Annotated in this window: 11 protein-coding genes; 3 read left to right on the forward strand and 8 right to left on the reverse strand. The window is 74.0% G+C overall.

Going from position 1 to position 13,277, the window contains the following annotated elements; all coding sequences use genetic code 11:
- Window positions 1-15: 15 nt before the first annotated feature.
- The 4 genes from AC6EH9_RS18130 to AC6EH9_RS18145 are packed head-to-tail and all read right to left on the reverse strand — an operon-like array spanning window position 16 to window position 4,831.
- Window positions 16-1,311, reverse strand: a complete 1,296-nt coding sequence (locus AC6EH9_RS18130) for a CaiB/BaiF CoA transferase family protein (protein ID WP_498425076.1) — start codon at window positions 1,309-1,311, stop codon at window positions 16-18.
- Window positions 1,308-2,495, reverse strand: a complete 1,188-nt coding sequence (locus tag AC6EH9_RS18135; RefSeq protein ID WP_498425077.1) for a CaiB/BaiF CoA transferase family protein — start codon at window positions 2,493-2,495, stop codon at window positions 1,308-1,310. Before AC6EH9_RS18135 ends, AC6EH9_RS18130 begins: the two co-directional genes overlap by 4 nt.
- Complete coding sequence (locus AC6EH9_RS18140; protein WP_498425078.1) at window positions 2,488-3,630, reverse strand: acyl-CoA dehydrogenase family protein; 1,143 nt, start codon at window positions 3,628-3,630, stop codon at window positions 2,488-2,490. Before AC6EH9_RS18140 ends, AC6EH9_RS18135 begins: the two co-directional genes overlap by 8 nt.
- A gap of 10 nt (window positions 3,631-3,640) precedes the next feature.
- Window positions 3,641-4,831, reverse strand: a complete 1,191-nt coding sequence (locus AC6EH9_RS18145; protein ID WP_498425079.1) for an acyl-CoA dehydrogenase family protein — start codon at window positions 4,829-4,831, stop codon at window positions 3,641-3,643.
- A gap of 193 nt (window positions 4,832-5,024) precedes the next feature.
- Here AC6EH9_RS18145 and AC6EH9_RS18150 point away from each other — a divergent pair, with 193 nt between their 5' ends.
- Entirely contained in the window at window positions 5,025-5,816 is a 792-nt protein-coding gene (locus AC6EH9_RS18150; protein WP_498425080.1) for an IclR family transcriptional regulator, read from the forward strand.
- Window positions 5,817-5,828: 12 nt separating this feature from the next.
- On the opposite strand, the gene AC6EH9_RS18155 is transcribed toward AC6EH9_RS18150, so the two are convergent.
- From AC6EH9_RS18155 to AC6EH9_RS18170, 4 genes are all read right to left on the reverse strand, one after another.
- On the reverse strand, window positions 5,829-7,334 hold the full coding sequence (locus tag AC6EH9_RS18155; protein ID WP_498425081.1) for an acyl-CoA carboxylase subunit beta: 1,506 nt from the start codon (window positions 7,332-7,334) through the stop codon (window positions 5,829-5,831).
- Between the two features lie 5 nt (window positions 7,335-7,339).
- On the reverse strand, window positions 7,340-8,977 hold the full coding sequence (gene casG / locus AC6EH9_RS18160; protein WP_498425082.1) for a steroid-24-oyl-CoA synthetase: 1,638 nt from the start codon (window positions 8,975-8,977) through the stop codon (window positions 7,340-7,342).
- Window positions 8,974-9,609, reverse strand: coding sequence for a PaaI family thioesterase (locus AC6EH9_RS18165; RefSeq protein ID WP_498425083.1), 636 nt, complete (start codon window positions 9,607-9,609; stop codon window positions 8,974-8,976). Before AC6EH9_RS18165 ends, casG begins: the two co-directional genes overlap by 4 nt.
- Before the next feature lie 512 nt (window positions 9,610-10,121).
- Complete coding sequence (locus AC6EH9_RS18170; protein ID WP_498425084.1) at window positions 10,122-11,219, reverse strand: MsnO8 family LLM class oxidoreductase; 1,098 nt, start codon at window positions 11,217-11,219, stop codon at window positions 10,122-10,124.
- 176 nt (window positions 11,220-11,395) lie between these two features.
- On the opposite strand from AC6EH9_RS18170, the gene AC6EH9_RS18175 reads away from it, so the two are divergent.
- Both AC6EH9_RS18175 and AC6EH9_RS18180 read left to right on the forward strand, forming a co-directional pair.
- Window positions 11,396-11,608 carry a response regulator transcription factor gene (locus AC6EH9_RS18175; protein WP_498425085.1) on the forward strand — a complete coding sequence of 71 codons (213 nt, stop codon included), beginning with the start codon at window positions 11,396-11,398 and terminating at the stop codon, window positions 11,606-11,608.
- A gap of 213 nt (window positions 11,609-11,821) precedes the next feature.
- The gene (locus AC6EH9_RS18180; protein ID WP_498425086.1) at window positions 11,822-13,246 is read left to right on the forward strand and encodes a DUF4389 domain-containing protein; all 1,425 of its coding nucleotides are present in this window, start codon (window positions 11,822-11,824) and stop codon (window positions 13,244-13,246) included.
- Window positions 13,247-13,277 lie beyond the last annotated feature (31 nt).

Raw genomic sequence — 13,277 nt, forward strand, 5'->3', positions numbered from 1 at the left:
TCCCTCTCCGGCCGCTCAGGCCAGCTGGTGGTCGGTCACGAGGCCGCGCGCCACCAGGTCGTCGTACTGCTCCCGGGACCAGCCCAGGACGGTCAGGTACACGTGCTCGTTGTCCTCGCCGAAGCCCGGCACGGGCCGGCCGAACGCGAGGTCGAGGTCGTCGCTGCGCCACGGGTGCCCGGGGTAGCGGTGGGTGCCGATCGCGGGGTGGCTGCGCTCGCGCCACCAGCCGCGGGCCTCGAGGTGGGCGTCGTCGAGCAGCTGCGGCTCGCTCACCACCTCCGCGGCCGGCACGCCGGCGCGCTGCAGGGCCGCGACGACGTCGTCGGCCTCCCGCCCGGCGCACCACTCGCCCAGCGCGGCGCGGATGCCGGCGCTGTGAGCGCGGCGTACGGCGCCGTCGGCGTCGGCGCCCGGCAGCCGGGGGTCGCCGCCGAAGCCGGACACCGAGAGCAGGCCGCGCCAGTCCCGGTCGTCGCGGATCGTGACCGCCACCCAGCGGTCCTCCCCGGCCACGCGCAGCACGTCCTGGACCGCCCACGGGTCGGCGTTGCCGAGCACCGGCGGGTCCCGGTGGTTGAGCTGGTGGTCGAGGAAGAGCTCGCCGACCTCGGCCATCACGTTCTCGGCCTGGGCGAACTCGACCAGTCCCCCGCGCCCGGTCGCCTCCCGGTCCCACAGCGCGGCCAGGACGGCGAACCCGACGCCGGCCGGCGCGGCCTCGTCCATGTGGTAGTTCTCGCCGGCCGAGTCGGGGTCCTCGCCCTCGTAGCCGTCCATCGCGGCGATGCCGACCAGGCTGTTGAAGTTGGGCCCGTAGCCCAGGTAGTCGCTCATCGGCCCGCTCATGCCCAGCGGCGGCATCCGCACCACGACCAGGCGCGGGTTCAGCTCGAGCAGCCGCTCGTGGCCGAGTCCGAGCTTCTCCAGCACCCCGTTGGAGTTGTTCTCGACCAGCACGTCGCTGACCGCGACCAGGTCGAGGAAGGCGCGGTGACCCTCGGGGGTGTCGAGGTTCATGCACGCCGAGAGCTTGTTGCGCGCGTGCCAGTTGAACAGCGCGGAGCGGTCGTAGGGGCGCTCGCCGGGGTCCTTGTCGGGGTAGGTGCCCCCGTGGTAGCCGGTCTTCTCGAAGGACTCCTTGGTCACCTTCGCCGACACCTGGCGGCTGAGCCGGTCGTTGCCCTCCACCCGGATCACCTCCGCGCCGAGGTCGCCCAGCAGCGCGGTCGCGCCGGGGCCCGACCAGACGACCGTCAGGTCGATCACCCGGATCCCGGCCAGCGGCCGGTCGTCGGAATCGATGCTCATGCGGGCACCTCCAGGGTTGCCTCGTGGCGCACCTGGGCGCCGTGCTGATCCAGCAGCGGGGCGGTGGCCCGCAGCGCGTAGCCCCGCTCCATCCGCCACGGCGGCCCGGCGTACTCCAGCAGGCCGGCCCGGGGGTGCTCGGCGGCCACGAAGGCGCCGCGCTCGCGGAAGTGCGGGTGCGCGAGCACCTCGGAGACCGACAGGTACGCCGTGACCGGGATGCGCCGGGCCTCGGCCGCCTCCATCACCGCGATCTTGGGCCGCGCCGCGATCCACCCGGCGACGTAGGCCAGGAAGTCCGCGCGGTCGTCGCCGGCCACCGTCTGGCGGTCCAGGAACCGCTCGCGGAAGACGGCGTCGTCGGCGCCGACCAGGTGCACGAAGCGGTTCCAGAACGCCTGGTTGGTCACGTAGACCATCACGAACCCGTCGGCCGCCCGGAACGGCCCGGTGAAGGTGGCGCCGTGCCGGTGCGGGCTGCGCGCGCCGCGGGGGGCGGTGATGCCGGAGTAGGACGCCGAGAGCAGGTACGACGCGCGCCGGTCGGCGCCGGCCAGCAGCACCTCCTGCCCGGAGACGTCGATCGTCGCGCCGCGGCCGGTGCGCCGCGCGCCCAGCACCGCGGCGAGCGTGGCCTGCCCGGCGCTGCGCCCGACGGTGTAGTGCTCGAGCAGCCCGGGCTTGCGCAGCGGCTCGCGCTCGGCCTGCCCGGTGGCGTGCATCGGGCCGCCGGCCGCCTGCAGCACCAGGCCGCTGGCCTCGTGGTCGCGGCGCGGGCCGGTCTGGCCGAACGCGCTGATCCGGGTCACCACCAGCCGCGGGTTGGCCGCGCGCAGCACGTCGGGGCCGAGCCCGAGCCGCTCGAGGTGGCCGGGTCGGAACGACTCGACCACGGCGTGGGCTCCGCGGACCAGGCCGAGCAGCACCTCGCGGTCGGCGGCGTCGTGCAGGTCCAGCGCGACCGAGCGCTTGTTGGTGTTCAGGTGCAGGAACAGCGCGCTGCGCTCGGGGTCGGGTCGGTCGTCGGGGAACGGGCCCCACCGGCGGGTGAGGCTGCCCTCGCCCAGCTTCTCGACCTTGACCACGTCGGCGCCGAAGTCGGCGAACAGCTTGGTCGCGTACTCGCCGGCGACCCAGCGGGACAGGTCCAGGATCCGCATCCCGGAGAGCACCTGGTCAGTCAAGGCCGTTCGCCTCCTCGAGCCAGCGGCCGGCGACGTCCGTGCCACCGCCGAGGGAGCCGAGCAGGCGGGCCCGCTCGGACCACAGGTGCAGGTCGGTCTCGACGACGTAGCCCATGCCGCCGTGCAGCTGGTGGGCATCGAGCGTGGTTCGCCGGTACGCGGAGGCGGCGTGCACCACCGCCACCGCCGTCTCCCGCAGCGCCGGCCGGCCGCGGCCGTGCCAGAAGACCGCGCTGCGCGCCGCCAGCCGGGCGCCCTGCACCGCGATGTGCATGTCGGCGACCAGGTGCTGGGCGGCCTGGAACGACGCGATCGGGCGACCGAACTGCTCGCGGCCCCGGGTGTGCGCCACGGTCCGCTCCAGCACGGCACCGGCGCCGGCGGCCATGTCCACGCACTGCAGGGCGCGGACCAGCAGGGCGGCCCGGCGCACCTCCTCGGGCCGCAGCCCCGCGTCGTCGGGTCCGGTGAGGACGTCGGGGGCCGCCACCGCCACGTGGTCGAGGTCGAGCTGGTGGAGGCGGTCGCCGTCGCTGGTCGGCAGCGAGGTCACCGAGACCCCGGCGGCCCGCGGGTCCAGCAGGAGACCGACGAGGCGATCCGGCTCGCCGTACGTGGTGAGCGTGGCGGTGGCCAGCACGCAGTGCGCGAGGTCGGCGTCCAGGACGTGGTCGAGGCGACCGCTCACCTCGACGGAACCGTCGGCGAGCAGCTCGGCCCGCAGGGTCGGACGCACCTCGGCGGCGTCGTACGGGCTGGCCAGCGCCACCGTGCCCCGCAGCTCGCCGCGGCACAGGCCGGGCAGCACCCGCCCGCGCTGCTCCGCGGATCCGAGTGCGGTCACCGCGAGCCCGAGGTGCAGCGTGCTGAGCACGATCGTGGGGCACAGCGCCCGGCCGGCCTCGGCGAAGACGACGGCCAGGTCGTCGAGCGTCCCACCGGCGCCGCCGACGTCGTCGGCGAAGGGCAGGGCGAGCACCTCCGCGCCGACCAGGGCCGACCAGAGCTTCTCGGGGAAGCGCTCCGGGCCCGGCCCGCGCAGGCCGCGGACCAGCTCCGGTGGGCAGTGGGTGGTGAACAGGTCACGCAGGCTGGTCGCGAGATCGCGCTCCTGGGTGGTGACGACGAGCTTCACGGCGTTCCTCTCAGCGTCCGTAGGACGGCATGGCGTGGCCTCGCTGGGCGATGACGTCGCGCAGCACCTCGTTGGTGCCGGCGCCGAAGCGCAGCAGCGGGGCGATGCGGTAGAGCCGCTCGAAGCGACCGTCGTCGGGGGCGGCCGCGGTGCGGTGCCCGAGCAGCCCGTCGGGACCCAGCAGGTCGAGGGCGACCTCGGCGATGCGCTGGCGCAGCTCGCTGGTGAAGATCTTCTCGGTGCTCACCTCGATGCTCGGGATCACGCCGTCGTCGAGCAGGGACGCGGCCTCGAAGCCCATCAGCGTGGCCACCTCGACGTCCGCGTCGAGCTGGGCGAGCCGGCGGCGCACCGCAGGATCGTGCGCGGGCACCCGCCCGTCGCGGCGCGGGCGTCGCGCCAGCTCGACCAGGTCGTCGACCGCGCGCCGCAGGTCACCGGCGTTGGTGAGCGCGCCGCGCTCGAGGTCGAGCGCGCCGGTGATGTAGCGCCAGCCCCGGTTCGCCTCCCCGATCAGGTTCGTCGCGGGCACCCGGACGTCGTCGAAGAAGGCCTCATTGGTGCGGTAGCCCGACCACGCGGTCAGCGGCCGGATGCTCACCCCGGGGTGGTCGATGGGCACGATGACCACCGAGATGCCCCGGTGCTTCGGGGCGTCGGGGTCGGTGCGCACGCACAGCCACTCGTGCGTGGAGCGCTGGGCGCCGCTGTTCCAGGTCTTGGCCCCGTTGATCACCCACTCGCCGTCCTCCAGCGTCCCCTCCAGCACCGCCCGGGTGCGCAGGCTGGCCAGGTCGGTGCCGGCCCCCGGCTCGGAGTAGCCGACCGCGCAGACCATCTCGCCGCGGGCGATCGCGGGGAGGAACTCGGCCTTGTTGCGCTCGGTGCCGTGGCGCATGATCATCGGCGCCACCGAGGTCACGGTGAGGTCCGGGCCCGGGACGCCCCAGTACTCGAACTCGCTGACCAGCAGGTGCTGGTAGATGGGCCCCAGCCCGAGGCCGCCGTGCTCGACCGGCCAGTTGAGCCCGAACCAGCCCTTCTCGCCGATCTTGCGGCGGAACGCGGCGAGCTCGCCGTCGCGCTTCTCGAGGTCGTGCTCCGCAAGCTCTGCACGCAGAGCCGCGGTGACATTCGCGCGGAGGAAGGCCCGCACCTCGTCGCGCCACGCGCGCTGGCCGGCATCGAGCTCGAAGTCCACCGCAGCCCCTCTCGTCAGTACGTTCTGAACTATGTCTAATCGGCATATACAGTCAATGGCAGCGGGGAGGTGGTGTCAAACATCGATCCCAGATCCGAGACAGGCGACCAGGCGGGCGCCGCGTCGCCGAGCACAGAGAAAGGGAGGGACGGCCATGCCCCTTGCCCACGAGCGCGTCGCAGCGTCTGACCAGATGGATACGGAGGTCCCGCGCACCTCGGTGGTCGCCCGGGTCACCCGGATCCTCGACGTGTTCGGCCAGACCCCGGGACCACTGCTGCTCGAGGAGGTCGCCGCGATCGCCGGGCTGCCCCGATCGACCACGTTCCGGATCATGACCCAGCTCGTCGAGCAGCACTGGCTCGAGCACGGGCAGCGCGGCTACCGGCTCGGCCCACGCGCGCTGGGAGCTGCCAGCCCCCTCCAGCGAGGCGAGCGGACGTACGGCCGGCTGCGACAGGCCGCAGCCAACGAGCTCAACGACCTGCACCTCGCCACCGGCGCGGTCGTGCACCTCGGGGTGCTCGAGGGGGGCCTGCTGCTGTACCTGGACAAGCTCGGGGGCGCCGCGCTGCACTCGGTGCCCTCCCAGGTCGGCGGCCAGGTCCCCGCCGACACCACGCCCATGGGCCGGGCGATGCTGGCGACCCTGAGCCCCGAACAGGTCGACGCCCTGGCCCTGACCACGGCGGACCGCCCGCGGCGGGGGGCACTGGACCGGGTGGACCTGCACGCGCGCCTGCACGCCTGCCGTCGGCGAGCCGGGCTCGACGTGGTGCGCTGGCCCGGGACACGGGGCATCGTGGCGCTGGGGGCCCCCGTGCACGGCAGCAACGGGCTGGTCGCGGCGATCGGCGTGGCCGCGCGGGGCGAGCGGCTGATCCCCGAGACGCTGGCGCCCGTCCTGCTCGCCGCCTCCCGTCGCCTCACCTGCGAGCTGGGCGGTACTCCCCGCTCCGGGCGTCGGCGGACCCCAGGCCGGTAGCCGGCCGGGCGCTCACGGGAGGTAGCCGGTGTGCACGACCGGCTCCGGGCGATCCACCCGCACGGCCAGGCGAAGCCCGGCCAGCAACGCGTTGCGCAGCTCCCGGGGGTCGACGACGTCGTCGTATGTGGCGCTCGCGGCGAGCCGCCACGGTCCGGCGGCCTCGTTGGCGACCAGCGCCTCGCGGGTCTGGGGGTCGGCCCCCGAGGTGGCACCGCCGACCGCGGCCGGGATGCCACCGAGCATCGCCCCCGGGAAGGCAAGCGACAGGGTCTGTCCGCCGAACGCGTTCTGGCCCATCACCGAGCTGCCGAACCCGAACGCCTTGCGCACGGTGACGTGCAGCTTCGGGACCCGGGCCCGGTGCTGCGCGGCGTACATCCGGGCTCCCGACCGCAGGATGCCGGCGCGCTCGGAGGCGCTGCCGGCCAGGACCCCGGGGTTGTCGGCCAGCTGCACCAGCGGGAGGTGGAAGGCCGCCGCCCGCTCGACGAAGCGAGCGCCCTTCTCCGCCGCGGCAACGTCGATCGCCCCGGCCAGCACGTCCGGCTGGTTCGCGAGTACGGCGACCGGCCGGCCGCCCAGCCGGGCCAGTGCCGTGATCAGCGACCGCCCGTGCCGGGCCTGGACCTCGAGCAGTGACCCGGCGTCGACGAGCTCCTCGAGCAGCAGTCGCATGTCGTAGGGGCGACGCGGGTCCGGTGGCACCACGTCGAGGACCCGGTCCAGCAGCCGCTCGCCGGTGTCCGGCCCGGCACTGGTCGGCGGATGCTGCCACGCGTTCGAGGGCAGGTACGACAACCAGCGCCGTACGGCGTGCAGGGCGCTGCGCGCATCGGGTGCCACCTCGTGGACCAGCCCGCTGGCCTGCGCGTGCACCTCGGCACCGCCCAGCTCCTCCTTGGTGACCACCTCGCCGAGCGATGCCCGCACCAGCGGCGGGCCCGCGGTGAACAGCGACCCCTCGCCCTCCACCAGCACCACGTGGTCGGCGAGTGGCGCCGCCAGGGCGCCGTGCCCGGCGGAGGGGCCGGCGACCACCACGGCGGTCGGGACCAGTCCGGCCAGCTCGACCAGTGCCTGCAGGTCGTTGGGGGCCGGGCGGTGGACCGCGAGGGCGTTGGTCGCGCGGTGGCCGGCGCCGGCGAGGACCAGCACCAGCGGCACCCGCTCCTGCCGGGCCAGCGCTGCCAGCCGGGCGCGCTTCGTCGCCCCGGCGGTGCCGATCGAGCCTCCGGCCACGGTGAAGTCCTCGACGCCGAGGAGCACCGGTCGGCCGTCCACCAGCCCGGAGCCGGCGACGAACGCGTCCGCCGGCACGGTGCCGTCGCCGGCCAGCAGGCCGAGCTCGGCGAAGCTGCCCGCGTCGAGCAGCTCGGCCACCATGGCCCGGGCGTCGAGGCGGCCCGCGGCCCGGGTCTTCGCCAGCTTCTCCGGACCGCCCATCGTCCGCGCCGCGGCGCGGCGTCGTTCCAGGTCAGCCAGCAGCGGCGCCCAGTCCTCCCGGTGTCCGGTCATCGCGCTCACCTGACCTGGACCGAACGCCGCATCACCTTGCCGGTGGCGTTACGCGGCAGCGACTCCGACGTCAGCGTCCAGCGGGTGGGGACCTTGTAGCGCGCGATCAGCGCCTGCACGTGCGCGCGCAGCTCTTCCGCGCTCGCGGTGGCGCCCGGCTCGAGCACGACCACGGCGGCGACCTCCTCGCCCAGGTCGGCGTGCGGGACGCCCAGCACGATGCTCTCGCGCACGTCGGGGTGGGTGTCCAGGGCGTTCTCCACCTCGGCCGGGTAGACGTTCTCGGCGCCACGCAGGATCAGGTCGGAGCGTCGGCTGGCGATGCGCAGCCGGCCGTCGTGCATCGAGCCCAGGTCGCCGGTGCGCAGGAACCCGTCCGGCGTGGTCGCCGCGGCGCTCGCCTCCGGGTCGCGCCAGTAGCCGATCATCACCAGCGGTCCGCGCAGGCAGATCTCGCCCTCCACCCCGTCCGGCACCCGCCGGTCCTCGGCGTCGCGCACCTCGACCTCCATGGTCGGTACCGGTCGCCCGACCGTGTCGGGATCGGCGGCGAGGTCGGCGGCGCCGGCCAGGGTGGCCGCGCTCGAGGACTCGGTCAGCCCGTACGTCGTACCCAGGGCGCGTCCGGCGAGGGGCAGCACCTCGCGCACCCGCTGCTTCAGCGTCGGCGCCGACGGCGCGCTGTTGACGGTGAAGGTCCGCAGCGAGGACAGGTCGTAGTCGTCGAGGCCGTGCCGCTCGGCGTGCTCGACCAGCCGACTGGCCATCGTCGGCACCGCGCCCCAGTTCGTGACCCGCTCGGCCTCCACCAGCCGCAGCACCCGGTCGATGTCGAACTTGCCGAGGTGGAGCACCGCGGTGTCGCCGACGACGAGTCGGATCACCGCGATGTTGTGCAGCGCGGCGATGTGGAACAGCGGGGTGGCCAGCAGGAAGCGGCGCGGCGGCGGCGCCATCCCCAGCTCCGCGGCGACCGCGTCGTTGAGCAGGTGGAACCAGACGGCACCGATCACGTTGCGGTGCGAGTGGGTGGCGCCCTTGGGTCGGCCGCTGGTGCCGCTGGTGAAGAGCACGACGGCGGGGTCGTCCTCCCCGACGACCGTGGCGACGTCGGCGGGCAGCTTCGCCCCGGCGTACCGCTCGACCAGCGTCGGGAGGTCGCCCTCGAGCGAGAGCACCGCGATGCCGGGCCCGCCGACCAGCGGTCTGCGTGCGGCGTCGGTGAGGATCAGGGTCGGCTCGGTGCGCTCGATGGCATAGGCGATCTCCGGCGCCGCCCACAGCGAGTTCATCCCCACCACGACCGCGCCGAGCGCCTGGGCCGCCCAGAACGCGACGATCCACTCCGGGCAGTTGGCCGCGCAGATCGCCACCCGGTCACCGGGGCCGACGCCGTACTCGGTGCGCAGGGCCCGGGCCAGCGCGGCGACGGCGTCGAGGTGCTCGGCGTAGCTCAGCCGCGAGCGTTCGGTGACCAGGTACTCGGCGTCCCCGTGCCGCACCGAGGCGGCGAGCAGCTCGCCGAGGCTGCGCTGGCGATGGGCGAAGACCTGCAGCGGGCGTCCACGCACGTCCTCGACCCGGATCTCGAACGGCCGGCCCGGCGCGGTCAGCCTGGCCACCGCCTCGTCGCGGGTGGTCATCCCCGCGCGCTCCGCTCGACCTCGACGAAGAGCCCGCTGGCCTCGACCGTGCGCCGGCCCTCGTGCTCGATCCACCCCTCGATCCAGGTCTTGCGTCCCTCCCGGCTCACGATCCGCGCCCCCAGCGTCAGGGGCTCGTCGAGGGGCGTGCGGATCCGGTAGTCCAGCTCGAGCCGGGCGGTGACCGCGGGCCGGCCGCTGACCTGCATCAGCAGACCCAGCATGGTGTCCATCAACCAGGCTCCGACGCCCCCGTGCACGGAGTCCAGCGGTCCCTCGTGCAGGGCGTTGGCGGTGAGCGTGGCGCGTGCCTCGTCGGCACCGAAGTGCACCTCGAGCGGCACCCCCCAGGGGTTGAGCACGCTCACCCGGTACGGCAGCCCGGCGTCCCGCGCCTGCGCCGGCGCCTCGAAGCCGGCGCGCACCACGCGCGCCCGGCGCCGCTGACCGAGCTCCTCGGCGACCCCGTCCAGCACCTCCCGCGCCCGGCGCAGGTCGGCCTCGTCCATCTCGGTGGTCGCCACGGCGAGGTTCAGCCTGTGCACGGCCGCCACCAGCTCCTGGGCGGCGCTGCGGTGCCCCGCGTCGAGGTCGGCGGCGTACCGCCCGGGTGCGCGGCCGGTCGTGGTCATCGAGGAACCTCTCGGGGGAAGGTGCACAGCAGGAGGCTCGGACGCTAACCGCGTGCCCGGCCGCTTCACCCTGGGTTCCCGCTGAGCGAAACCGGGCTCCGGCTGCCCGGGCGCCGGTTTCCCCGGTCGGCCGGGGAACGCTGACCTTGTCGGCCGAAACTTCGCCCGACAACATCAGTGATTGACAGCGCGCACTACCTCACAGGCCCCAGCCGCCCCAGCAGCCCCAATTGCCACGCTGTCCTGGCCTTGATTGGCCACCTTGGTACGGCGCGGTCCGGCGGGCCCGCTCCGGGCGAGTGGGGCATGTCGGTTTCCCCGGTCGGCCGGGGAACCCTGACCTTGTCGGCCGAAACTTCGCCCGACAACATCAGTGATTGACAGCGCGCACTACCGCAGGACCACCGCCAGTCCCCTCAGCCTCATGAGTCACGGCGGCGACCCGGCAGGTACGACGCGCGCCACGCCGGGCGGCGCGCTCCTGACCTTCGCCTCTGGCGCTCACCCAGGACCTACTTCGCCGGCTGAGACCCCGTCGACACCCCGTCCCAGGCCCCCGCCGAGACCCCGGCCACCGACCCCGACCGCCGCTCCAGGCCGAAGGCGCCGGCCAGAAGCTCGTGGGAGCGCCGACGGGCGCCGGGCTCGGCAATCAGGTCCTGGACCATCACCTCGTCGGCGCCGCTCTCGGCGATCATCTGCTCCAGGGTGGCGCGCACCCTCTCGGGGCTGCCGGCCACGAAGCGGGGCCACCGCCCGTCCACGATCGAGGTCGGCTCGTCGCTCTCGGCGGCGGACAGCTCGGCGGTGGCCTCCTGCGGGCTGGGCACCGTGACCGAGCCGGCCTGACGACCGGCCCGGCGCAGGCGGGCGTAGAACCCCTTCGCCGAGCTCACCAGGCGCAGCCCGTCGGCGTCGTCCTCGCCGACGGCGACGTTGACCGCGAGGATCGCGCGCGGCGAGGCGAGCCCGAACCCCTGGTCCCGGAACTCCTGGCGGTAGTGGCGCAGTGCGGGCGCCGCGCCCGCCGGGTTGATGAACCCGGCGAAGGTGTACCCGATCCCCAGGGCCGCGGCGAGGTTCGACCCGCTCGGGCTCGAGCCCAGCAGCCAGGTCTGCGGGACCGTGCCCACGCTGGGCATCAGCGGGTGCCCGGTGAACGGGTGGCCCTCGGGGAACCCGTCGTAGAGCCAGGCCAGGGTCTCGGCCACCTGCTGGCCGTGCTCGACCCGGGCAGGGGTCTGCCGGTTCTGCTGCAGCGCCAGGTCGAGCACCGGTCCTGCGGTGGCCCGTCCCATCCCCAGGTCCACCCGGCCGGGCGCCATCGCCTCGAGCTGCTGGAACAGCTCGGCCACCTTGAACGGGCTGTAGTGGTTCATCAGCACCGCCCCGGAGCCGAGCCGGATCGCCGAGGTCTGCGTCGCCGCGGCGGCGATCAGCAGCTCGGGATGGTGCGAGGCCCCGGATCGGCTCAGGTGGTGCTCGGCGAACCAGATCCGGTGGTACCCCAGCGCCTCCGCATGGCGGGCGGACGCCAGCGAGTCGGTCAGGGCATCGCTCTCCGTGGTGCCCGGCGCGACAGTGCCCAGGTCGACGATCGACAGCTTCACAGATGGCGCTCCTCGTTCTCGGTCAACGGACCGGGCCAACCTATGCGCTGGCCCTCCGGACCGTGCGAGGTCGTGGGGTTCAGGTGACGTCGCGGCGTCGGACGACGATCAGCGACACGACCGGCAGCATCAGGACGTACGCCGCGAGCACGGCGGCCGCCTGCAGACCGGTCAGGGTGTCGAGCACTCCGGGGGTCGGGTCCGCGAGCGATCTCAAGCACTTCGCCACGGGTGCGTCCAACCAGGAGATCGCCGCTGCTCTCGTGCTCAGCCCCGACACCGTGCGCACGCACGTGTCGCGGACGATGGTCAAGCTGCACGCGCGCGACCGCGCCCAGCTGGTCGTCTTCGCGATCCAGTCCGGGATCAGCCGGCCCCGGAACTACTGAGCGGACGGCAGGCCGCGGCAGAACCTATGCACCCCGCCCTCACGGCTCCAGGGTGGCGCGGCCAGGGACGCACCGCGGTCGGCTCACAGGAACCTGGTCGTTCCCGGCGCCCGGTGCGAGACTGGAGGCGTCGAGACGCTCGACGGCTCCATCCGGCTCCATCCGGCGCATCGCCGCGGTCGCCGACGCCTGACCACGAGGGGGCGAGGACGCATGAGCCCATCCGTCTATCCGGTGCACGTGAGCGCCCGGCCCGACGCGCAGTTGAGCCGCTGGCTGTGGCTGGTGAAGTGGCTGCTGCTGATCCCCCACCTCGTCGTCCTGGGCTTCCTGGGCGTCGCCTTCGGGGTGCTGAGCCTGGTGGCGTTCTTCGCGATCCTGTTCACCGCCCATTACCCGCGGGCGATCTTCGAGTTCAACGTCGGGGTGATGCGCTGGTCGTGGCGCGTCTCCTACTACGGCTACAGCGCCCTGGGCACCGACCGGTATCCGCCGTTCACCCTCGCCGAGCGAGCCGACTACCCGACGCACCTCGAGGTCGACTACCCCGAGCGCCTCTCCCGTGGCCTGGTGCTGGTCAAGTGGTGGCTGCTGGTGCTCCCGCACTACGTGGTGCTGGTCGCCTTCTTCGGCGGCGCGTCCTACGTTGCCGGCAGCTGGGACGACTCCCCCGGCCTCACCCTCATCGGCAGCTCCGGCCTGGTCGGGGTGCTGGTCCTCGTGGCGGCCGTCGTGTTGCTGTTCACCGGCCGCTACCCGCGCTCGATCTACGACTTCGTGCTCGGCATGAACCGGTGGGGACTGCGGGTGCTTGCCTACACCGCGTTGATGACCGATGCCTACCCCCCGTTCCGCCTCGACCAAGGAGCTGACGACCCCGCCCCCGACCCTGCGCCCGCCGACTCGAGCCACGGGGCGTCCGCGGCGCCGCCGGTGGCCGCCACCGCGCCGTCCGGTGGTCACTGGGGAGCGGGCCGGGTGATCGGGGTGGTCCTGGCCAGCCTGGTGGTGGTGTCGTCCCTCGGCGCGCTCGCCGTCGGCGCGGCGCTGCTGGTGGTCGACCAGGTGATCCGCGACGACGCCGGGTTCGTGATGAGCGACGACGAGCGGTTCGGGACCTCCACCTACGCCCTGACCACGCCCAGCCTGAAGGTTCACTCCGACGCCGTGGACGACCTGGTCCCCGACCAGTGGCTGGGCGACGTCCGGGTCAGCGTCCGCCCCGACGACGGTGCCGGCGGGGACGTGTTCGTGGGGCTCGCGCGGACCGCGGACGTCGAGGGCTACCTGGGCGACGTGCGCCATGCCCGGCTCGTCGACCTGGACGACGGGCCGCAGTACGAGGTCAGCGGCACCGGCACCCCCACCGCCACCCCCGACCAGCAGGACTTCTGGGTGGAGGAGGCCACCGGCAGCGGCGAGCAGTCGCTGACCTGGAAGATCCGCGACGGCGACTGGACGCTGGTGGTGATGAACGCCGACGCCGCGCCTGGGGTGGCCGTCGAGGCCTCCACCGGCGCCGAGTTCCCGTCGATCACCTGGGCCGCCACGGGGCTGCTGGTCGCCGGCGCGGTCGGGCTCCTCGTCTCCGGCGTGGCCCTGGCACTCCTACTCAGGAGCCGGAAGCCGGCCAGCTGAGGCCGCGCACGCTGACGCCGGGCCCGGCGAC

Source organism: Nocardioides sp. Z21_20 (assembly GCF_059766585.1).

Bases quoted from the DNA above. Each gene is read 5' to 3' on its own strand.
- AC6EH9_RS18150 (WP_498425080.1), top strand. From the start codon at position 5,025: ATGGATACGGAGGTCCCGCGCACCTCGGTGGTCGCCCGGGTCACCCGG.
- AC6EH9_RS18155 (WP_498425081.1), bottom strand. From the start codon at position 7,334: ATGACCGGACACCGGGAGGACTGGGCGCCGCTGCTGGCTGACCTGGAA.
- casG (WP_498425082.1), bottom strand. From the start codon at position 8,977: ATGACCACCCGCGACGAGGCGGTGGCCAGGCTGACCGCGCCGGGCCGG.
- AC6EH9_RS18130 (WP_498425076.1), bottom strand. From the start codon at position 1,311: ATGAGCATCGATTCCGACGACCGGCCGCTGGCCGGGATCCGGGTGATC.
- AC6EH9_RS18165 (WP_498425083.1), bottom strand. From the start codon at position 9,609: ATGACCACGACCGGCCGCGCACCCGGGCGGTACGCCGCCGACCTCGAC.
- AC6EH9_RS18180 (WP_498425086.1), top strand. From the start codon at position 11,822: ATGAGCCCATCCGTCTATCCGGTGCACGTGAGCGCCCGGCCCGACGCG.